Here is a 22,400-nt window from a genome sequence, read left to right as displayed (position 1 = left end):
AAAATTAGTCTCAGCTTTTAGATAGTCGATTGCTAATTATTAGGTGGCGTGTTATATAGCCTCTATCGCCAATAGTTTAAAAAACTAAAGAATTTATATTACAGCTATTTTTAGGTAAATAGACCACGCGGTAGGGGCACAGCATTGCTGTGCCCCTACGATAAATGTGGTTCAAATACATGAAAACTGCTGTAAGCTTGACTTTTTTGATATTTTGCTTATAGAAAATACTTTGATTTCATAGTAGTGCTGCTTCTGGGTTAGCACAATATTACTTGTATTAATTTATACGCTTCTGGATGCAAAAACTGTATACTTTGCATACTTCAATATATTCTCATCAACTTTTTATGCTTGCTAGGGAATCCAAAGGAAACGGTACTCTTAATACACAAATGTCAGAAAATTTCTAATTTCCATACGTTATTTAACAACTGCAACTGGGAAACATAAGATGTAAGGCAAAATCTGCTACCGGGAAAGAAGGTCTTTATGTCACAACCAGAACCTAATATATTACAGCTTGCTAAACAAGGAAACCCAAAAGCTATTGCGACTATAATAAACAGACAACTAGAGCCTAAAGGTATCGTTGCTCAAGTTGATTTAAAAGATAACTGCTTACAAATTCTTATAGAAGCAATTCAATTGCCGCCACAACAGATTATAGTTGAATACTTCCGTAAGTCTTTCACAAGCTTGGGTGCTAGTGCAATCAAAACTATTAAAGTTTATGGAAAACGACCGGGAGAAGTATTTTTTGATTGGCGACACTATTGCACTAAGAGGACATCTTCCTAGTTGTTTATGGGCAGGTATAAATGATGACTGGTTTGAAAATAGAAGGGAGAGATTGATTACCCTTTTTTACCATTTGGAAGCTAGTGGTATTGGCAATATTTTAAAGCAGTAATTATTCTCTAGGTTTCTCAACTTACTCAACATAACTCAACATAACTTTATGAGCAAAATTGTTCAAAATTTCCGTCGCTTTGGCATAGGACGCATCGCTTCACGACCTAAGATAAACATCCCCGCGATACCTAAACTGACAAACCAAATATATTGATACCAGTATTGCCGAATCTGCTCAACTGTATTGAGTTCTCGATGCAATGTGTTTAAGTAAAGCAACAGCACCAATATCATGAGCGCTCCAAAACCAACAAAGCTCAAGCCAACAAAAATTCGTGTAGGACGCAGTTCAAAATCACTAATAGTGTCTAGGTCAATTTCTGCCAGTTCCTTCAATGAGTCATCTGCCAAAGATGAAATCGCTTGGAATCTATTGCTCAGTGTTGGTGGCAAAATCGGCGACAGTGTTGCTACAGTTGGGCGACGTAGCAAAGCCTCAGTATCTCGCAGCAATTTCAGTGGCTTACGGTTAGTAGTTGGTTGAGCAAACTCTATGTTGTCTGTAGGAGTTGGGGTATTGGCATTGGCTTTGCTTTCAAAATCCATAGCACGCTTGTGAAGAACCAGGATATACATAGCCTAGCGAATCAGGAAACAAATGGGTCAAAATAATTCGTAATGACTCTCTTGACACTCGCTAACGCTGTGCTATTGCCCTTCGCACATAGGGTGAAATTAGCATGGTGTGTAGTTCAGTCTAAGAGGTTGTTTGAAAAGTGGTTGACTGGAATTTTAGGCACTGATTGATCCCCCCTAACCCCCCTTAAAAAGGGGGGAACCGGAATTAAACCAATTCGCAATGACGCTCTCTACGAGACGCTAAAAGCGAACGCGGACTCGCTACCGCTACGCTAACGCAATTACATTTTGTGACGGGGACTTAAACCCCCAAACTTTGTTAAAGTCCCCCTTTTTAAGGGGGATTTAGGGGGATCTCCAAGGGTTAGGCGTATACAAAAAAACTTTTCAAACAACCTCTAACGACTTGATAGCCTAGCAAGATTTGAGGATTAAAAACATGGTGAGCCAGCGCGTTGGGCGGGTTCCCCGACTTGTTCGCGCAGCGTCTCCCCCTGGGAGAAGCGACTGGCGAACCCGTAAGGGTGAAAAATCATTCATCCATCTCTTTTAATGTCGCTAATGCCGATGGAGATAAACGACTCAGATAGCGGAATATCCAGTATTTAAAGATAGTGTTTAAAATCACAGGAAATGTAGCAATAAAGAAAAAGATGACATTTCTACTGGCTGGCAAACCTAAATGTTCTGCGAATCCTTGAAGAATTACCTCCCACCCATCTGGTGAGTGAAATCCGACAAATATATCTGTAAACAGAATAATTAAAAAAGCCTTAGCACTATCACTGAGACCATAGACAATGGTATCCATAAAAGACTTGAGAATCAAAATTTCTCTTTTGTTCAGAGCGATAATTATCCCAAAAGAAATTAGTGATATTAAATCTGCAAAAATATTGCTAATAGCACTACTACTTTTAATGTGAAATTCCTCAGCTATCTCCATTGCTTTGTCTTTAATTTTTTCTTTGGTTATCTCTGAAGAAAGTGAAGGCGCTTGATTGAGTAAATATTCAAATCTCAATTCTTGCTCAAAATTATGTAATTCGTGCAGAGCTTCTTTCTCCATATCAGAATTGATCAGGATTTGAATTTTATTCTCTCCTCTAATTTTTTCTAATATGGGAGTTACTAAAAATTCTTTAGATAAATATTGAGTTAAAAGTGGTACAATAATTAGAACTATTAAAAATCTTATAGCAGTTTTTGTCCTATTTCGAGAAATTCGGTAATTTCTGATAAATTCTTCTTCTGCCTGGGGTGCAAAATCTGCTTTGATTCTATTAACTGTTTTGCCTATAGACCTCGGAAACACTTCAGGATTTTGAGATGGAGATGTTGCATTAATATCATTGATGTTAGATAATTCTGACTGGTTATTAATTTCGCTGCGGTTGATTTGTGGGGGTTGAGAAGTTGGTATTAATGCGCTATCGCTAATTAGTTCATCTTTGATGGCGTACTTCTCTACGACTTCATCAATAACCTTCAGTTTCTCTAATAAAACAGAATTAGATATATTGACAATTCCACGACTAAGTTGAAATTCTGCAAGCCTGATTTTAATAATAGTTAAGTTCTTATTAAGATAAGCTTGCCAATAAGACATCATATTTTCAGTATATCTTACTGATTGTGAAGATATTTTTTTGTGATCAAAATGTTCAATTTCAATGTTTTTAATTCTCTGAGCTGCTTGGTAAGCTTCTAAGAGTGCCCTTTCTGGTGTATCTAAATACCAATGGTTAAGCGATCGCAAGTATTCTTTCAGCTTTTGGTGAAGCAATCCTGTTGTTTTTGCAAATGAATTTTTCATTATATATATGAGAATTTATATAATGTGTATATAGTTATATAACCATGAAAAGTGGTTAATAGCCAGTTTAAAATATTATTAACTATTACAGTATAGTAATTATAAACCCAGCCTACCATTTGCTCGTACCCAGGATGGGAGAAAGCTGCTATTGGCTATCTATACCAACCTCTACGGCAGCTAGATGATGAACTGCCAGACGCATAAAAGAAGCGCCAAGTCAAGAGATAGCCCAGGAAAAAACAAAAACTCCACGGGTGAAGTGGAGTTGATTTAATTAGGGTTTCTTTTGTAAGTACAAATGTACCACAAGATATAAATAATCGCAAGCGTTTGGGTAATTTCTACAAAACTCAACTGCTAGGATTTTGACAGTGGTTCAGGAGTGCTGAGTGCTTTTTGCCCACTGCTACCTCTATAGTATTGAGGAAAGAGAGTAATGTTGAAGGTTTTTGCTGACCGTGGTGGTACATTTACAGATATTGTTGCTGTTACTAATAATCAAGCAATTATCGATGGACTTTCAAAACATCCTGAACGTTTTTTAATTGTGACTTTGCCTAATCAGCAATGGATTATAGTCTACAAACTACTTTCAGAAAATCCCGAACAATATGAAGATGCAGCCATCCAAGGTATTCGGGATATCATGGGTATTTCTAGCAACGAACCCATTCCTACTGAAGCAATAGAAGTGCTGAAAATGGGGACAACAGTAGCAACAAATGCGCTCTTAGAAAGAAAAGGCGATCGCGTCGTTCTTCTCATCACTAAAGGGTTTAAAGATGCACTGCGAATTGGCTACCAAAATCGTCCTAATATCTTTGCCCGTCATATCGTTTTACCAACCATGCTTTATGAGCAGGTGATTGAGATAGATGAACGCTACGATGCTAGAGGAAATGAATTAATACCCATAAATGTTGAACAAGTCAAAAGTGACTTACAAGCAGTTTACCATACAGGAATTCGGAGTTGTGCTATTGTTTTTATGCATAGCGATCGCTATCCTGCTCACGAACGACAAATAGCCCAGATTGCCCAAGAAATCGGCTTTATACAGATATCCGTATCTCATCAAGTTAGCCCGTTAATGAAGTTGGTCAGTCGAGGGGATACAACAGTAGTCGATGCTTATTTAACTCCGATTTTGCGTCGCTACGTCAACCAGGTAGAGAGTGAATTGAAAATGGGGAATGGCGAAAATAATCACTCCCCACTCCCTAGTCCCTACTCCCCGATCAAATTAATGTTCATGAAATCTGACGGGGGTTTAGTCGCAGCCGAACAATTTCAAGGAAAAGATAGTATTCTAAGTGGACCGGCTGGGGGAATTGTTGGCGCAGTCCAAACTAGTAAAAGGGCTGGTTTCGAGTTAGTTATTACCTTTGATATGGGAGGAACAAGTACAGATGTTGCCCACTTTAAAGGAGAGTATGAACGACAATTAGATTCAGAAATTGCTGGGGCGCGAATGCGAGTTCCTGTATTAGCAATTAATACCATTGCTGCTGGCGGTGGTTCAATTCTCTTTTTTGATGGTTCTAGTTATCGTGTCGGACCGGAATCTGCTGGTTCAAATCCTGGGCCTGCTTGTTACCGGCGCGACGGGTTATTAGCGGTTACTGATGCCAATGTGATGTTAGGTAAAATTCACCCACAATATTTTCCCTCAGTTTTTGGAATTGATGGCAATTTACCTTTAGATAAAAATATTGTCATTCAGAAATTTACACAATTAGCTCAAGACATTGCATCTGCTACAGGAAATCATTGTACACCCGAACAAGTAGCTGCCGGATTTATTGCGATCGCAGTGGAAAATATGGCGAATGCAATTAAAAAAATCAGTCTGCAACGCGGTTATGATGTCACACAATATGTGCTTTGTTGTTTTGGTGGTGCAGGCGGGCAAGTTGCTTGTTTAATTGCCGACACCTTGGGAATGAAAAAAATATTTCTACATCCTTATGCTGGCGTTCTTTCGGCTTATGGAATGGGATTAGCTGATGTGCGGGCAATTCGAGAAGGAGGAGTTGAACAATCTTTAACTCAAGCATTAATTCCTGAACTACAGCAGTTAATGGAATATTTAGAAACTCAAGCTAGAAGTGAAATAAATGAAGCAGATAGTCAATTAGAAAGAGTCAGAAAAATTAACTTAAAATATGAGGGGACTAACTCTATATTGACCGTTAATTTCGCTGATGATATCGTAGTGATGCGACAAGAATTTGAGATTGAACATAAATCTCGTTATGGTTTTATTCAATTAGAGAAAAGCTTAATTGTCGAATCTGCCTCAGTGGAAGTAATTCAGAAAATGGATACTCCCGAAGAACCTTTAATTATTCAGACTCGCCCCTTAAATGAAGCTCCGACATCTGTTGAGACAGTAAGGCTTTTTAGTACTGATAGATGGTATAATACCCCTGTTTATCGGCGGGAAGATTTGCAGCCAGAGGATAGTATTAATGGACCTGCGATCGTTATCGAAAAAATTAGCACGATTGTAGTTGAACCTAACTGGCAAGCGAGATTAACTAAATGTAATCATCTGATTTTACAGCGTCAAGAGGTTGTGATTTGAGGAATGAAACCCAACCGACAAATCTACAAATCTTTAGGACTTATGCAAAACTGCACGCTGTAGGGGCAATTCATGAATTGCCCCTACCTAAAAATCAGGGTTTTAGCTATTGTTTGCGTAATACCAATTCTGTATGAAGATGCGCTCAACCATATTTAAGTACAAGAAAGAAAAACGAACCGCATTCGCGTTAGCGTCTCCCCTTCTCACATTGGGAGACGCTAACGCCAAAGGAGAAGGACGCATTCGCGCAGCGTCTCGTAAGAGTTGGACACAAAGAAAGAAGTTAAAAGGGTTTGGCGCAGCCTCACAAAGAAATGGTATTAAGTCCTATCTTATTAAACGAGCAGTATTGAGATTTACCCGACAGGCTTTTGATCCCCCCAACCCCCCTTAAAAAAGGGGGGCAAAAATCCCAACTCCTCAAAGTCCTCTGAAAGTTTTAGTTACTACCTTTTTCTGGTTTGGCATAGTTTTTGCACTAAGGTATGTGTAAGGCGATGGCAATAAGAGGAGATATGGGACAGAACTTGGCATCTCGCAGGCAGAGTCTATTAGCACTCGATTGGTTGAATGTATTTCTCGCAGATATTCAAGGTGGTGTCGGTCCGTTTTTGGTTGTCTACCTCACGTCGAGTCTGCATTGGAACCCGGCTCAAGTGGGTTTGGTAATGACTATCTCTGGATTGGCAGGAGTAATAGCTCAAGCACCTGCTGGAGCGTTAATTGACCAGGTTCGTCAGAAGCGATCGCTTATTGTCATGGCGGCTGTGCTAATTGCCATCAGTTCACTTGTTACTGCCACTATTCCATCCTTTACTGCCGTTGCGACAGCGCAATCCTTTACTGCTGTTGCGGGAGCATTCTTTGCCCCTGCCCTTGCTTCTATTTCTCTAGGATTAGTTGGGCGACAGGGAATTGAGCGCCGCATCGGACGTAACCAAACCCTGAGTTCGACTGGAAATGTGGGGGCGGCATTGCTGGCAGGATTAATCGGTCAGTTTGTCGGTCAAGCAGTTATTTTTTACTTTATTGCCCTGATGTCGGTAATAGTAATTGTTTGTGTGTTACGAATTCGTAAAAATGACATTGACTATCGATTAGCGCGAGGGGGCGATGATGGCGATAGTCAGGTTCATGTCTCTAAAATTACCAAGATTTTGAGCGATCGCCGTTTGCTAATCTTTGCGATCAGCGCGGTATTATTTCACTTTGCCAACGCCGCGATGCTGCCTTTAGTGGGTGAAGTACTGTCTCACCACAAAGGCGGCAGTCCACCTTTATTCATGTCTGCCTGTATTATCACAGCCCAGCTAGTGATGGTTCCACTGGGAATTTTAGTTGGTCGAGGGGCGAGTCGCAGCAAGCGTAAACCAATCTTTTTACTGGCCTTTCTAGTATTGCCGATTCGTGGTGTACTGTATACTTTCAGCGACAACCCATTCTTCTTAGTATCTGTGCAATTATTGGATGGTATAGGCGCAGGAATTTTTGGCGTAATGCAGCTTTTAGTAATAGCCGATTTGACCAAGGGAACTGGACACTTCAATTTAGCACAGGGAGCAATTGGGGCTGCTGTTGGGATTGGTGCTTCCCTGAGTAACTCTTTGGCTGGCTTTGTCGCTAAAGAATGGGGGTACAATGCTAGCTTTTTGACTATGGCGGCGATCGCTGCCTCTGCTTTGGCTTTCTTTTGGTTCTTTATGCCGGAAACTAAATCTACATCCCATTCAGTCGGCTCTAACTCGGAGTTAGCGACGGTGGGAGAATAGGCAATGGTAATTCTTCGATACCTGGTGATTTTAGTCAGTTACGTTGGGTTGGGGTTGGGCTACTTACCGGGACTGCGAATGAATCGTGCCACCATCGCCCTTGTGGGTGCGGCTTTGTTGATCGCATTGGGATTGCTGGATTTATCGACGGCGTGGAGGGCGATCGATTATAAAACCCTGATCTTCCTGTTCGGGATGATGATCATTAGTGCTAATCTGACGGCTTCCGGTTTTTTCCGGCTGGCTGTCGATTACACAATCCGCAATATCCACAGTCCATTGGGGTTATTAATAGTACTAACTTTTGGTAGCGGTATCCTCTCAGCGCTGTTCCTCAATGACACCATCGCCCTAATTCTCACACCTTTAGTAATTAGTGTTACCCAATTACTCAATCTCAACTCTATCCCCTATTTGCTGGCGCTGGCTGGCGCAACTAATCTCGGTTCTGTGGCTACCCTCAGTGGTAATCCTCAAAATATCTTGATTGGTTCCTTCTCTGGTATTAGTTATCTAGACTTTGCTAAAGCTTTGACACCACTAGCTTTGATCGGCTTGGTAATTCAGGTGGCTTGGCTGTGGTGGTTGTATCCAGAAGTGCGTTCGCTGCATCCTTATCTAAAAGTAGAACCACCCCATTACCGCATCTTTAAACCACTGCTAATTAAAAGTCTGCTAATTACCGCCGGATTGTTGGTAGCTTTTTTGATTGGCATTCCCACTGCGGAAGCAACGTTAATTGCGGCTGGACTATTATTAATAACACGCCGCATCAAGCCAGAACGAATTTTAAAAAAAGTGGACTGGGATTTGCTGGTGATGTTTTGTGGGCTATTTATCCTAACTGAAGGTGTGCTGAAACTCGGTTCGCTGCAATGGTTTTCCGGGTTTGTTCACGATCCTTTGAGCATTCTGGGAGTGACGGTATTGCTGTCGAATTTGGTATCCAATGTCCCGGCGGTACTGCTGCTACATCACCTAATTCCTCATCCCGACACGCAGACTTGGCTACTACTAGCGGCTGCTTCCACGCTGGCAGGTAATTTGACGCTGTTGGGGTCTGTGGCCAACTTAATTGTAGCAGAAGCTGTTGCTAAGGAAGGATATCGGCTGACATTTAGGGAGCATTTGCGATTTGGACTACCGTTGACTATTGTAACTGTGGTACTCAGCTATTTTTGGATTTACTGAGTTTACGAATGTGGGAAGAATCGATTCCGGCTAGTTGACGGTATTTAACGACAGTGCGACGGGCGATCGCTATTCCAAATCGCAGCTTCAGTAGTTTTGCACCAACTGCCGCAGTGTTGGATAGAGAATTGTTTGCGTTTCTAAATGCATTTCTAAAGAAGAAGTTGAATTTAACATGGTTCAAAGAAGTCTGCCTGCGGGGACTTTTTAGGGGATTGTTTGTGAGGCTGCGCCAGATTTTCTTTCTTTGTGTCCAACTCTTACGAGACGCTACGCGAATGCGCCCTTCTCCCTTGGGGTTAGGGGGGATCAACAAGTGCCTAAAATTATAGCCAACCACTTTTAATACATCCTCTAAAAAATAAAAATAACTTGGAGTTTTAATTCTTTATTCTGAAAAGTAATCTCAATTTGCCTGATAAATTCTCGAAAGTAAAATCTTCGCTCTGTTTCCGACAAATCTAACCAAAATTGTGGTATTGAAACAGCTTGGGCAACAGAACGCAAGTTAACTGGGGGGAGAGTCGCCAACTTTGCTTCGAGTGCAGAAATTTCTGTGCGGAGTGTGTAAGCTCTTAACTTTGCTGTTTCGGCATCTAAAATCCCAGTTTCAATTAAAGCGGGTAACTGAGCAAGTATTTCTTGCTGACGGGCGATCGCTTGCCCTAAACTATTCTTAATTGCATCCAACTGGGGAAAATTCACCCCAGCGACAGCCAGAGGTAAATCATGGCAAACCGTTTCAATTGTATGTTCCAACACCTCTTGATAGGGAATAGCCTTACACTTGGGGCGTTGGGGACAGCTAGTAGAACGTAAATAAAGATATTCTTTGTCTTGGTTGCGTTGGGTGACACGAGTAACTGTTAGATGTGACTGACACTCGCTACAGACAACCAACCCAGCTAAAGAACGCCTAGCACTAGCAGTTCGGGATGGTAAACGGCTGTTACGGCGTAAAAGTCGGTCAACTTGGGCAGCTTCTTCCTTAGAAATGATGGGAATATGGGTATTGGAGATAATTTCATCATTTTGGTAAGCAGTATTGCCGCGATAAACTGGATTAGTCAGCCAGCGTCTTCCGGTAGTTACAGAGATTTTTTTGCCGTATTTTTTCGCCAGGTAACGAACTGAACCTCGCAGCGAACCATAGAGTAAAAAGTGTTCAAAAAAATCTTTGACTACTGGTGAAGTACTGCGGTCAATGGTATATTTTCCCTTACCTCTGCGATAGCCGTAGGGAACTTTGCCGGGTGGCGGTGCAACATCGAGACGATTTTGGGCGTGTCCTTGGCGGATACGACGACTGCGTTGTTGACGTTGGATTGCGTGTAGCAAATTTAGTAAGTCAGCGCCCAGAGGGTACTTTTCGGAAGTATAGGGCTGTTCAGTGGCGATTACTGCTACTCCCATTACTTCAAGTTGATTCAAGCGATCGCTAATTTCCTCTACAGTATCCCCCAATTCTTCCAACCGACGGATTAAAAGATAATCTGCTCGTTCAGTTTGGCAATCGGTGAATAATTGTTGTAATTGCGATCGTCCAGAAGACTCTTGCTTGCCCAAATCTTCATAAACCCGATCCACCTCCCATCCCCAATCGGCATGATCGGGAGAAGATTCTAGTAGAGGATCGGTGTAAGAGTAGGCAATTATTTTCATTATTTATTGGGCATTGGGCACTTGTACTGAGCGTAGCCGTTGGCGCAGCCTAAGAAGAGAGGTATTGGGCATTGGGCACTTGTACTGAGCGTAGCTGTTGGCGCAGCCTAAGAAGAGAAGTATGGGGCATGGGGCATTGGTTATTAATTCATCTTCCTCATCTTCCTCATCTCCCGTTTACTGCTGACTCAATTCGATAATATTCCCATCGGGATCTTGAGTGAAGAGGGCAGGGCGACCGGAGGCGCTGGCTTGAATGGGATAATTATGATTGAGCAATTCCTGTTTAGCGGTGTCTAAGTCAGCAACGGAGAAAGCAATGTGAGGATTGCGTCCCCATTTTTCGTTTTGGTTTTCGGTGGGGACAGTAGGTGCAACAATCAAGTGAAGTTGGTAATCGCCAACTTGATACCATGCACCAGCGTATTTCAGGGAACGATCTATTTTGGCTAATCCCAAGACTTTGCCATAAAAGAGTTCAGAGCGTTCTAAGTCAGTCACAAGAATGGCTGTATGGAGACTTCGGGTAATCTGCATTGTTGGTAAGAGGTTGTTTGAAAAGTGGTTGGCTATGATTTTAGGAACTTGTTGATCCCCCCTAACCCACGCCAGTCGCTCATGGGGGAAACCCCCAAGACCGCGCAGGCTCCCCTTCAAAAGGGGGGAACTGGAATCAGGGATGCCCCATGCCCTCATAGGCTTAACGGCATTTTAACTATAAACCTTGTCCAGCCTTGAAAACTGGTAACTTCAATCGTGCCTTCGAGATATTCTACTAACTTCTTCACTAATCCTAAACCTAATCCTGTGCCGCTCTGTTGCCAGCGATCGCTCTGAGGAATTCGGTAAAACGGCTCAAAGATTCGAGATTGTTCTTTTTTGGGGATTATCACCCCGGAATTGCTAATTGTAATTTGAAAGTAGGGAACTTGAAGATTATCTAATACACCTGATTCCCCATTGTCATTTATTAAACTTTTTGTGGTGTAAATTACTCGAACATCCAGCGTCATCTCTCCATCAGGTGGAGTGTACTTACAAGCATTGTTGAGTAACTCTGAGACAATTTCAGTCAGGCTAGCCAAATCTGAAACTAAAGGGGGTAAATCTGAAGGAACGCTAACTTGTAAAGTCTGTTGTCTAGCTAGAGCAAGTTCTTGAAAATACTCGGCAACATGAGGCAGCCAGTTTTGGAGTTGAATTGAAGTTAATTCTAACGGATAGACATCTGCATCAAGCATTCGTATATGCAGCAAATTGTCTACTAAATCTAGCTGTTGTTCGCACTGTTCACGCAGAATAGTTAAGTAATAGCCTACAGATTCAGATGGAGAAGATGCTTTTAAATTTAAAATTCCCTGCTGATCAAGAAGATTTTCTAGCACGGAAATTGCCATTTTGATGTTTGACAAGGGCGTTCGCATTTCATGAGAAGTGGTTGCCAGAAAATCCTCTTTCAACTGGTTCAGTCTTTGAAGTTCTGCCACTTGAATTTCTAGTTGTTGGGCACGTTCGGCAGCGAGATTGCGTTCTTCTATTAGTCGTCGTTGCGTGTCATCCCGAAAAACCAAGACGGCTCCTGTAATTACACCACTGTTATCTCTCAGAGGAGTAGCACTATCAGCTATCGGTATAGTTGTCCCATCTTTGGCAACGAGTAAGACACCACTGCTTAGATAGATAATACTTTCTTGTTGGAGGGCTGCGATAATTGGATTTTCTACGGTCAGCCGAGTTTTTTCATCAATGAGTTTGATAATTTTAATTAACATTTTGTCTTTCGCTTCATTCCATCGCCACCCTGTTAGGACTTCAGCTACTTGATTGATGTATTTTATATGTAATTCAGTATCTACTACAATTACTCCGTCACCCATTCCTCGAAGCACAGAACTCAAAAATTGTTCGCGATCGTAGCGATTAAGTGCTGTTTGAATGGCAACGTAGAGTTCTTGCTCTTTAATAGGTTTGAGAATATATCCAAAGGGGGATGTTAGCGTTGCCCGCTCCACAGTATTCTTGTCAGAATGACCAGTGAGGTAAATAATGGGGATTTGCAGACGATGCCAAATTTGATCTGCTGCCTGAATGCCGTCCATCTCACCCCGTAACCTGATATCCATTAAAATCAAGTTTGGGAGCAATTGAGTTGCTTTTTCAATTGCTGCTTCTGCTGAATCAGCCATATCTAAAACAGTGTATCCCAGAGACTCTAAATTTTCTTGCAAGTTGATGGCAAGAATATATTCATCTTCAACAACAAGAACTCTAACTTTCTCCTTTGTCGGTTTGTTTGATGGGATACTAATCATGTTTATGTGCGGCTGTTTCTAAAAGTAATTTTAAACTGTGTTCCCTGTTGAGAGTCAATTTCCAGCTTTCCCCTTAACTGCTTGACTAAGCCCTGGACAAGTGTTATACCCAGCGTTTTAGCTTTCTTGCTATGGAAATTTTCAGGTAAACCGATACCATTATCTCGAATAATGAGCATCAAGGTGGACTCGGATTCTTGAAAAAACCTCACCTCAATTTCCCCTGCACGATTACCAACAAAGGCGTATTTCAAAGCATTGGAAACCAGTTCATTGATAATCAAGCCGCAAGGAATGGCGGTTTCAATGTCGAGGCTAGCATTATCAACTTGAATCTTCAGTTTAATTTTGCTAGAACTGACGTTATAAGAATCAAATAAATGAGTTGTTAAATCTGGAATATACTGAGCAAAATCAATATCAGCAAGGTCATCAGAGCGGTATAGTTTTTCATGAACTAGGGCAATGGAAGCAATGCGGTTTTGGCTATCGCGCAGAATTGCTGTCACCACAGGATCTTCTGTGCGTCTGGACTGCATTTGCAGCAAACTGCTGACAATTCCTAAATTGTTCTTAACACGATGATGAATTTCTTTGAGTAATACCTCCTTTTCTTTGAGAGAGGCTTTGATTTTTTCCTCCGCTTGCTTTTGCTCGGTGATATCTTGTTGGACAGCTACAAGGACGCTTCCATACTCAGGATGCTCAAAAACAGAAGCGGTAGCGATAGACCAGAATGGAGTGCCATTTTTTTTAAGATTATGGACTTCATAGGTGATTTCACCGTGTTGAAGGACAGCAGTGGTAATTCCCTGATTAACTTCTTCAGGTGTGGTATGTTCATTTCCGTAGTTGACAATTGAAACATGCTGACCGATTAATTCACCAGGTTCATAGCCAAACATCTGCTCAAATTTAGGATTGGCGTAGACAAACACGCCATCTGTGGTACGAACTAGGCAAATTCCCTCTGCCATGTTGCGGGCAATTACTGCTTGTAACTGTAACATTTTTTCAGCACGTTTGCGATCGCTGATTTCAACTACCACAATACCCATACTAATCGGTTCATCGGGTTCAGACTGAATTGGAAAGTAGGAAGCTAGCCAAGTCCTGATGACACCAGGAAATTTTGGGGTTTCTCCACTGATTTCCAAATCCAGAATCGATTCACCCGTTGTCAAGACATGATGAAATATTTGCTTCTGCTTTAGTGCCAAATCAGGGACAATTTCCCACGGTGTTTTGCCAATATGCGCGGCTGCGGGAATGCCATTAATTTCTGCTAATGCTTCATTAATGAATGAATAACGCAGTTCTCGATCCATAATGGTTATACCAACGGGTGCGTTATTGATGAAGGTATCCAATAATTTTTGCTTGTGAGCTAGTTCTCGCTCCAAAATCTTACGTTCTGTAATGTCGATTGCTACCCTACCCACTAACTTTTGTGCAGACAATCCGAAAATCGGGAACTTGTATACTAAGAACTCCCCAAGGGTGCCATCTGGACGGACAGCAACTTCGATCACCTCAAGTACCTGATTTGTCTGAGAGACTGTCTGAATGTGATCGAAATGTTGCCGAGCAATTTCCGTTGGATAGAGATCAAAAATCGATTGCCCAATCACCTGTTCGGCTAATAATTTAAATGTCCGCAAATATGTTTGGTTTAGATAGAGTACACGTCCATCTGTATCAGTAATCCAAGCTAACACTGGGCTGTTGTTCATAAATGCCTGAAACCGGGCTTCACTTTCTCGCAGGGCTGCTTCGGTTTGTTTGCGTAAGCGAAGCTCGTCGTAGACATCGGTGATATCTCGCCCTTCTGGAATCAACAAAACAACTTGACCCGTCTCATCTAGAAGCGGACGTAGTGAAAAATCGATGATTGCAACTCGGTTATTTACACCGAGAATATCAACTTCATAGCGGATAAACTCTCCTTGAGCAGCGCGGGCGATCGCTTGTTTTAATTCTTCTTGAATTTGCGGTGAAATTGTCCACCAGTGCGCTTCCCAAAAAGGGCGATTGATCACATCTTCAAGTTGAAGTCCGGCAAAACTTAGCGCTGTGTGGTTCACCTCTAATAAAATGCCATCTGGCCTTAGCAATCCTGTGAACTGGAAAGTGTTATTGAAAATGGCGCGGAATCGGCGATCGCTTTCTTGCAACTTGGCAGTGCGTTCCTCTACTTTGGCTTCTAACTGGGTATTAAGAGTTTGGAGGTTGTGGTAAAGTTCGGCTTGTTGGATAGCGATCGCTAATTGCACCGTCAGTTGCTTGAGCAATTCCACCTCAAAGGTTTGCCATTGTCGGGGGGCAGAACATTGATGGACGATAAATAGCCCCCAAAGATCAACTGCTAGAGTCTCCTTGTTCTTTAATAAAATCGGGACAACTAAATTCGCCTTCACCTGAAACTGCTCTAAAAGTTGAATATGGCAATCACTTAAACCCGCTTCGTAGATGTTCGTCGCTGTCCAGATTTTTCCTCGGCGGTATTCTTCCCCCTGAGTTCTCTGAAAACAGGTATCTTCAACCTGAAATCCCAAGAATGGTGTCCATTGGGGTAATATCGACTCCGCGACGATGCAACCCTGCATCTGTGAGATTAATTGATACACCAGCACGCGATCGGTATTGAGTAACTGACGGACTTCTTTGACACTAGTGGCGAGGATATCTTGAAGCTTCAAGGACTGGCGAATATCAAGAGCGATCGCTCCGACTAACTTTTGTTGCTCCTGTTGTTGTTTTAGCTGCCGCATTAGCTGCATCTCCTTGATTGCCCCATGAACCGCCCGACAGAAATTGTCACAGGTCAGTTTTCCCTTGACTAGATAATCTTGCGCCCCACTCTTGATAGCTTGAACTGCGATGCTTTCGTCCCCCTGCTCAGTCAGTATAATTACTGAAATGTGGCTGCTGGAACTTTGCCTCTGTAGCTGAGTGAGAAATTCCAGCCCATCTAAATCTGGCAATTGATAGTCCAACAAAATCAAATCCGGTATTTTCCCTTGACAAGCTTGCAGCGCCTTATTTCCCAACTCAAACTCATAAATATCATAAGTGTAGCGATCGTCCTGCTCCAGGAAACGGCGATACAAAGCTTTGTCTTCAGCAAAGTCTTCTACGAAAAACACAGTTATTGGCTGGACTGTCATACCGTTCGGCCTCCTAAGAAAGTAGAGAGATGGCGCAATCCCTAATCCCCGAATCAGGAAATCTGGACTTTTTTTGATCGCAGACTACTATTTTTAGTCGTATAAACGCATAATAGAATAGTGACTGATCTGTTCGCCCCTTTACAATCTCTCAAACAAGGTGACTGGTTCAAGCTGATCTGCGGAGCCAGCTTCCAGCATTTGCCGGCAGTCAGAAGTTTAACGTTAGCCTATACTCTGGCGGGCGCTGACTGCATAGATGTTGCAGCTGATCCGGCGGTGATTGCAGCAGCGCAAGCAGGGCTACAAGCAGCCAAATCTCTGGCTATGGATGCCCAAAAGCGAGGCTTTGACTATAAAGGCAATTCACCCTTTTTGATGGTCAGCCTAAACGATGGAGAAGACCCGCATTTTCGGAAAGCTGAATTTAATCCTACTGAGTGTCCTACAGACTGCCCTAGACCCTGTGAACGGATTTGTCCGGCACAAGCAATCGTGTTTAACAGTACAAAAGAAGACTTTTCGGGAGTAATATCCGAAAAATGCTATGGCTGCGGTCGTTGCCTACCCGTGTGTCCGTATGAGATAATTTATACATCATCATGCATTTCCACGCCAGGAGCGATCGCGCCATTAGTGATATCAACGGGAGTAGATGCCGTAGAAATCCATACACAAGTCGGGCGGTTAGCAGAATTTGAGCAATTATGGCAAGCAATTTCACCGTGGGCCGATCAACTAAAGTTACTAGCCATCAGTTGTCCCGATGGCGAGGGGATGACTGATTACCTGAGAGCGCTGTATGACCTAATTGCCCCACTCAAGGGCGCTTTAATTTGGCAAACCGACGGTCGTCCCATGAGTGGTGATATTGGCAATGGCACCACTTTAGCCGCAGTGAAATTAGGGCAAAAAGTTTTGACAGCTAAGTTACCGGGATATGTGCAGTTAGCAGGCGGCACTAATAGCTATACCGTTGCTAAATTAAAGGCAATGGGACTACTTAAAAAGGCAGGGGAGCAGGGGGCGGGGGGCAGAGGAGAAGAATTATTCCCCCTGCTCCCAGCTAAGTGCCCCCCCTCCTCCATTTCTGGGGTCGCCTACGGTAGCTACGCCCGTGTACTGCTGTCACCAATTCTTGAACAGTTAGAGAATAAGGAGGTAAGTAACACTGATGTAAAGGCGACTGTTCGCCTAGAAGAAGATGAACTATTACTTTGGCAAGCTGTAAAACTTGCCCATTCTCTCGTTTCCCAGATCAAGTCACAGCAGGAGCGTTAATCGCTCGTTCGGAAAATTACTCAGGGCGGGTTCTCCTGCACGCAAATGTCCTCGCTATCTCTAAAAACGTCACCGACCAATAGAAAGCATGACGATTACAGACGATCTCCAAAAGTTATTAGACATTTTGCCCCAAGACCTGCGACAAGCACTAGAGAGTCATCCCAAACGAGATAGTTTAGTAGAAGTGGTCTTAGATTTGGGTCGTCGCCCAGAGGCTCGCTTTCCTAATCAAGCCGAGTATTTGAGCGAAGTACCCGTTACTCAAGAACAAATAGATGATTGTATTCAACGAGTCGGAATCTTTGGCGGAGATAATCGGGCAGGAATTGAGCAAACATTGCATCGGATCAGCGCCATCCGCAACCGCACGGGTAAGATTATTGGCTTGACCTGTCGTGTTGGTCGGGCGGTATTCGGAACCATTGGCATGATCCGCGATTTGGTAGAAACTGGTAAATCGATTCTCATGCTGGGTCGTCCAGGCGTGGGCAAAACTACTGCTTTACGGGAAATTGCCCGGGTTTTAGCGGATGAACTGCATAAGCGAGTAGTCATTATTGACACCTCCAACGAAATTGCTGGGGATGGTGATGTTGCCCATCCCGCTATTGGTCGCGCTCGGCGGATGCAAGTGGCTCATCCAGATCAACAGCATCAGGTGATGATTGAGGCAGTGGAAAACCACATGCCAGAAGTCATTGTCATTGATGAAATTGGCACGGAGCTGGAAGCTTTAGCGGCTCGTACTATTGCAGAACGGGGTGTACAACTGGTGGGTACTGCCCACGGGAATCAGATCGAAAATCTGATTAAAAACCCCACCCTGGCTGATTTAGTTGGGGGTATCCAAGCTGTGACGCTGGGAGACGATGAAGCGAGACGACGAGGTTCTCAAAAGACTGTTTTGGAGCGTAAAGCCCCGCCTACCTTTGAGATTGCAGTGGAAATGTTAGAACGCCAACGTTGGACAGTACACGAAAGCGTTGCTGACACGGTAGATAATCTGTTGCGGGGTCGTCAGCCTAGCCCACAAACGAGAACCGTTGACGATCAAGGCAAAATCGGTGTTACACGCCAGTTAGCTGTTGTCAATGGTCGCGGTGGACAGCTAGGGACAGTAGAAGAATCTTTCCCACCGGCACGCCCGTCTAATGGCTGGCGTTCATCTGGACAAATGGTAGCACTGCCACAATTGCCTGTAGAGCGGGTAACTGGACGCAGTGAGTTTGATCGTTTGCTGGATGAATCCTTCAATTATTCGGAAAGCATTGATTTGGATGCTGCCACTAGACAGCCAGGACCCAACGGTGAAGATTTGCCATTGCACGTTTACCCTTATGGGGTTAGCCGCCACCAACTGGAACAGGTAATTAGCGTGCTAACTTTGCCCGTGGTATTGACAAAAGATATAGATAATGCTGATGCAATTTTAGCACTGCGATCGCACGTCAAAAACCACGCCAAATTACGCCAAATGGCCAAAGCGCGTCATGTACCCATCCACGTGATTAAGTCCAGCACCATTCCCCAAATTACCCGTGGTTTGCGGCGGTTGCTGAACATCGACGACCCAGATATGGCCGATGACCTAGAATTGCAGCTATTTTTGCACAATGGTAGCGATGATGAGATGGATGCCTTGGAAGAAGCAAGACTTGCTGTTGAGCAAATTGTGATTCCCAAAGGACAGCCAGTGGAGTTATTGCCGCGTTCTCCTCAAGTCCGCAAAATGCAACATGAGTTGGTAGAACATTATCGCCTCAAGTCGCATAGTTTTGGCGAAGAACCAAATAGAAGATTACGGATTTATCCGGCGTAACCTGACCTCAACCCCTCTCCGAATTGGAGAGGGGATGTCACTAAAAGACACTTAACTTAATGTCCTATAGAGAGTTTTCTTTAAGAAAAGTAAAACAAGACTTTAATCTCACCTTGGTAGAAGGTGGGCGATTTTTACCTCCTATAGAACCAATTTCACCTAGTCCCTTACTGGCTGAATTTTTAGCAGAAAGTATCCAGCTAGCAATTGCAATGGGTTCTGAGAAAGCTAGATCAGAATTGATTATTAGTCCAATATTGTTTGAAGTCCGAAAAATTCTCAACAGACAAATCAGTTTCTTTTCTGGAGAAGAATTTAATGTTGAACCAGAAGTTGGACTGGCGGGATTTTGCGACTTTCTAATTAGCATCTCGCCAGAACAGTTATTTATTGAAGCTCCAGCAGTGGTAATTGTGGAAGCTAAAAAGGAAAATCTTAAAGCTGGTTTGGGGCAGTGTATCGCAGAAATGATCGCCGCCCAAAGGTTTAATGCCAAATACGAAAAACCGATTGCTACTATCTACGGTAGTGTTACTAGTGGGAACTTATGGACTTTCCTCAAGTTAGAGGACGGCACTGTAACTATTGATTTAACTGAATATTTAATTCCCCCAGTAGAGCAAATCTTAGGTATTTTAGTGTGGATGATTCAGTCACAGTCAGATTAAAATTTGGTTTCGTTGAGAGTGGCGTGAATAATTCAAGGTTTGTAGTAAGGACTTTAGTCCTAATTTGAGGGCTGGAGCCGCTCACTAAGAACTCATCTCAAGATTTTTTACATTACTTAATCTACTTTGATTTATTCTCACCTACTTACTTATATAGCGGTTTTCGTTTGGATGCAATACACTTTGACCTCTCTCCTTTTAGGAGAGAGGCTTTGAATCTGACTCCTTGTAGGGAAGAGGCAAACAACTAGAAGGTGGTATTGATTTATCAGGGGGACAATGGCAAAGATTAGCGATCGCTCGTGCTTTGCTGCGACTCTCTCCAGCCGAACTAGTCATACTTGACGAGCCAACAGCGAACCTTGATCCGAAGACAGAACATGAGATTTACAAGAATTTAACGGGAGTCTGAAAGCCCCGGAGGAACAGGCGCACAGCGCCGTATTCCGTGCTTAAGACCGGGGATGAAAGACGACTCGGTGGCTTTTAAGCCACCGTAAATATTGCGTAAACTTTTTAATCCTTTCTTTAATCTTACGCCAAACATGGTAGTATAAGAGAGGAGGTAAAAGAAATGCTTGTTTTTGAGTTTAAAGCTTATGGAAAGTTAGCGCAGTTTGCAGCAGTAGACGACGCAATTCGCACTGCCAAGTTCATCCGCAATAGCTGTATTCGTCTATGGATGGACGTAAAAGGCACGGGTAAAAATGATTTGCAGAAATACTGTGCCGTACTTGCGTCTAACTTTCCCTTTGCCAACGAACTCAATTCGATGGCTCGTCAAGCTTCTGCTGAAAGAGCTTGGTCGTCTATCTCTCGGTTTTACGACAACTGTAAGAAAGGTATTCCAGGCTTAAAGGGTTATCCCCAATTCCAGAAAGATTGTCGTTCTGTTGAGTACAAAACATCAGGATGGAAGCTTGCAGATAATCGTAAATCCATAACCTTCACCGATAAAAAAGGTATTGGGCGATTAAAACTCAAAGGTACTCGTGATTTGCACTTCTACCAAATTAATCAGATAAAACGGGTTAGATTGGTCAAACGTGCAGATGGTGTGTATGTTCAATTCTGTATTGATGTTAACCGTTTTGAAAACATAGAACCTACCGGTAAAACAGTGGGGTTAGACGTTGGATTGAAAGAATACTACACCGATTCTGACGGGAAAATGGTTGAAAACCCTAAGTTTCTTCGTGTTGGTGAAAAAGTTCTTAAACGTTCACAACGTCGCATTTCCAGAAGGGTAAAAGGTTCAAAGAACAGAGGCAAGGCTAGACAGATTTTAGGTAAGCGCCACCTCAAAATAAGTAGGCAACGTAAAGACCATGCTGTGAAATTAGCACGGTGCGTAGTTCAGTCTAACGACTTGATAGCCTATGAAGATTTGAGGATTAAAAATATGGTGAAAAATCAAAGTCTCGCTAAGTCCATTAATGACGCATCTTGGTATCAGTTTCGTGTCTGGGTTGAGTACTTTGGGAAGGTATTTAAACGGGTTACGGTTGCGGTTAACCCGCAATACACGAGCCAAGAATGCTCTAGCTGCGGTGAAGTTGTTAAGAAAACACTATCCACCCGAACACACGTATGTTCGTGCGGATGTGTCATGGATAGAGATGAAAACGCAGCTAGAAATATCCTTAGTCGGGGATTGGGTACAGTAGGGCATACTGGAACCTTTGCGCTGGACGCAAGCAACGCTTGGGGAGATGAAACCTCTACTTTTGTTGGTGAAAACCTGCATGAGCAAGTTATGTCTTAGATTCAAGAATCCCCGTGTCTTCAGACCGGGGAGTGTCAAAATATTTTGCACAGCTTGGCGAAGGGAAGAATAGCCGTTGTAGTCAGCCATCGCCTCGCCTTGGCAAAACTAGCAGACCGAGTAGTAGTACTAGAACACGGTGAAATTATCGAGGTAGGCACTTATGACGAACTCATCGCACTAGGCGGACAGTATCACTTGATGTTTACTCGTCAAGCTAGTAGTTATAACTGAGTGTGGAGAGAGGTTAGCGATCGTAGAAGCGGCAATCAGAGCTATGGAAGAGGCTTAACAAGATTTTGCCCTATGCCTTCCTTAGTTCAACATGATACTTTATACTTTTTTGATCTCATCCTCAGTAATTTACCTTATTATCTTACAAAAGATTGTAAATAGAAACCGTGTAGACTCTGAAGCCAAGAATGATATTTCTGTTGAATAATTAAGGTGTCTAAATTAACTACTTCCTTTTTAAAAATACTGAGGAAAAATGTCAACTGACTTTAATCAAAACCAAACCACAGATTCTCCTTGGAATCCTTTCCTCCCCACTAAAAGAGATATAAGCAGAACTGAAGAACTAGCACAAAAAAGCCCTATTGTTGCTGGTGTGTTAACATTTTTTCTTCCCCTTGCTTGCATGATTTATCTCAACAGAGGAGTAAATAATCTGAAAATTCTTGGATATGTATTTGTCACTGCTTTTATAGTAGGTATAGCTTCATACGAAGGTAAAGCTAGTGGAAAAACGCAAGGAATAGGTAATCTAGTTGGATTATGTGGTCAAGTAGCTATAATTACGGAGAATGTCAAAGCAGTAACTCTAGCCCGTAAGCGATTAGCTTCTCAGCAGTCTTAAT

At 42.8% G+C, this 22,400-nt stretch carries 18 protein-coding genes; 11 read left to right on the top strand and 7 right to left on the bottom strand.

Going from position 1 to position 22,400, the window contains the following annotated elements:
- Positions 1-492: 492 nt before the first annotated feature.
- The gene (locus V7K97_RS14250; RefSeq protein ID WP_334801686.1) at positions 493-801 is read left to right on the top strand and encodes a hypothetical protein; all 309 of its coding nucleotides are present in this window, start codon (positions 493-495) and stop codon (positions 799-801) included.
- Positions 802-975: 174 nt separating this feature from the next.
- Here V7K97_RS14250 and V7K97_RS14245 read toward each other — a convergent pair whose 3' ends face one another.
- Both V7K97_RS14245 and V7K97_RS14240 read right to left on the bottom strand, forming a co-directional pair.
- A complete protein-coding gene (locus V7K97_RS14245) occupies positions 976-1,461 on the bottom strand; it encodes a hypothetical protein (protein ID WP_334801685.1) in 486 nt (161 codons plus the stop codon).
- Positions 1,462-2,026: 565 nt separating this feature from the next.
- Positions 2,027-3,310, bottom strand: coding sequence for a proton extrusion protein PcxA (locus tag V7K97_RS14240; RefSeq protein ID WP_334801684.1), 1,284 nt, complete (start codon positions 3,308-3,310; stop codon positions 2,027-2,029).
- Between the two features lie 439 nt (positions 3,311-3,749).
- Between V7K97_RS14240 and V7K97_RS14235 the strand changes: the two genes are divergently transcribed.
- The 3 genes from V7K97_RS14235 to V7K97_RS14225 all read left to right on the top strand — a co-directional run bounded on the left by V7K97_RS14235 (position 3,750) and on the right by V7K97_RS14225 (position 8,863).
- On the top strand, positions 3,750-5,900 hold the full coding sequence (locus V7K97_RS14235) for a hydantoinase/oxoprolinase family protein (protein WP_334801683.1): 2,151 nt from the start codon (positions 3,750-3,752) through the stop codon (positions 5,898-5,900).
- Between the two features lie 518 nt (positions 5,901-6,418).
- Positions 6,419-7,672 carry an MFS transporter gene (locus V7K97_RS14230; protein WP_334801682.1) on the top strand — a complete coding sequence of 418 codons (1,254 nt, stop codon included), beginning with the start codon at positions 6,419-6,421 and terminating at the stop codon, positions 7,670-7,672.
- A gap of 3 nt (positions 7,673-7,675) precedes the next feature.
- Positions 7,676-8,863, top strand: a complete 1,188-nt coding sequence (locus V7K97_RS14225) for an anion transporter (protein WP_334801681.1) — start codon at positions 7,676-7,678, stop codon at positions 8,861-8,863.
- On the opposite strand, the gene V7K97_RS14220 is transcribed toward V7K97_RS14225, so the two are convergent.
- The 5 genes from V7K97_RS14220 to V7K97_RS14200 all read right to left on the bottom strand — a co-directional run bounded on the left by V7K97_RS14220 (position 8,841) and on the right by V7K97_RS14200 (position 16,004).
- Entirely contained in the window at positions 8,841-9,047 is a 207-nt protein-coding gene (locus tag V7K97_RS14220; protein ID WP_334801680.1) for a hypothetical protein, read from the bottom strand. The genes V7K97_RS14225 and V7K97_RS14220 overlap by 23 nt on opposite strands.
- Before the next feature lie 170 nt (positions 9,048-9,217).
- Positions 9,218-10,525 carry a recombinase family protein gene (locus V7K97_RS14215; RefSeq protein WP_334801679.1) on the bottom strand — a complete coding sequence of 436 codons (1,308 nt, stop codon included), beginning with the start codon at positions 10,523-10,525 and terminating at the stop codon, positions 9,218-9,220.
- A 177-nt stretch (positions 10,526-10,702) separates the two neighbouring features.
- Positions 10,703-11,062: a VOC family protein gene (locus tag V7K97_RS14210; RefSeq protein ID WP_334801678.1), complete on the bottom strand. Its 360-nt coding sequence runs from the start codon at positions 11,060-11,062 to the stop codon at positions 10,703-10,705.
- A gap of 155 nt (positions 11,063-11,217) precedes the next feature.
- Entirely contained in the window at positions 11,218-12,837 is a 1,620-nt protein-coding gene (locus tag V7K97_RS14205; RefSeq protein ID WP_334801677.1) for a hybrid sensor histidine kinase/response regulator, read from the bottom strand.
- Positions 12,838-12,839: 2 nt separating this feature from the next.
- Positions 12,840-16,004, bottom strand: coding sequence for a PAS domain S-box protein (locus V7K97_RS14200; RefSeq protein WP_334801676.1), 3,165 nt, complete (start codon positions 16,002-16,004; stop codon positions 12,840-12,842).
- 120 nt (positions 16,005-16,124) lie between these two features.
- On the opposite strand from V7K97_RS14200, the gene ldpA reads away from it, so the two are divergent.
- The 7 genes from ldpA (at position 16,125) to V7K97_RS14165 (ending at position 22,399) form a co-directional block, all read left to right on the top strand.
- Complete coding sequence (gene ldpA / locus V7K97_RS14195; protein ID WP_334801675.1) at positions 16,125-17,285, top strand: circadian clock protein LdpA; 1,161 nt, start codon at positions 16,125-16,127, stop codon at positions 17,283-17,285.
- A gap of 88 nt (positions 17,286-17,373) precedes the next feature.
- The gene (locus V7K97_RS14190; RefSeq protein WP_334801674.1) at positions 17,374-19,107 is read left to right on the top strand and encodes a R3H domain-containing nucleic acid-binding protein; all 1,734 of its coding nucleotides are present in this window, start codon (positions 17,374-17,376) and stop codon (positions 19,105-19,107) included.
- A gap of 59 nt (positions 19,108-19,166) precedes the next feature.
- Positions 19,167-19,775, top strand: coding sequence for a hypothetical protein (locus tag V7K97_RS14185; RefSeq protein WP_334801673.1), 609 nt, complete (start codon positions 19,167-19,169; stop codon positions 19,773-19,775).
- 259 nt (positions 19,776-20,034) lie between these two features.
- Positions 20,035-20,187 (top strand): ATP-binding cassette domain-containing protein, encoded by a 153-nt coding sequence (locus tag V7K97_RS14180; RefSeq protein ID WP_334801744.1) that lies wholly within the window; start codon positions 20,035-20,037, stop codon positions 20,185-20,187.
- A gap of 162 nt (positions 20,188-20,349) precedes the next feature.
- Entirely contained in the window at positions 20,350-21,540 is a 1,191-nt protein-coding gene (locus V7K97_RS14175) for an RNA-guided endonuclease InsQ/TnpB family protein (protein ID WP_334801672.1), read from the top strand.
- Positions 21,541-21,594: 54 nt separating this feature from the next.
- A complete protein-coding gene (locus V7K97_RS14170; RefSeq protein ID WP_334801671.1) occupies positions 21,595-21,774 on the top strand; it encodes a hypothetical protein in 180 nt (59 codons plus the stop codon).
- Positions 21,775-22,030: 256 nt separating this feature from the next.
- Positions 22,031-22,399, top strand: a complete 369-nt coding sequence (locus tag V7K97_RS14165) for a hypothetical protein (protein ID WP_334801670.1) — start codon at positions 22,031-22,033, stop codon at positions 22,397-22,399.
- Position 22,400 lies beyond the last annotated feature (1 nt).

Source organism: Nostoc sp., from assembly GCF_036917815.1.
Taxonomy (GTDB): Bacteria; Cyanobacteriota; Cyanobacteriia; order Cyanobacteriales; family Nostocaceae; genus Nostoc.
This window is presented reverse-complemented; position numbering and strand designations above follow the sequence as displayed.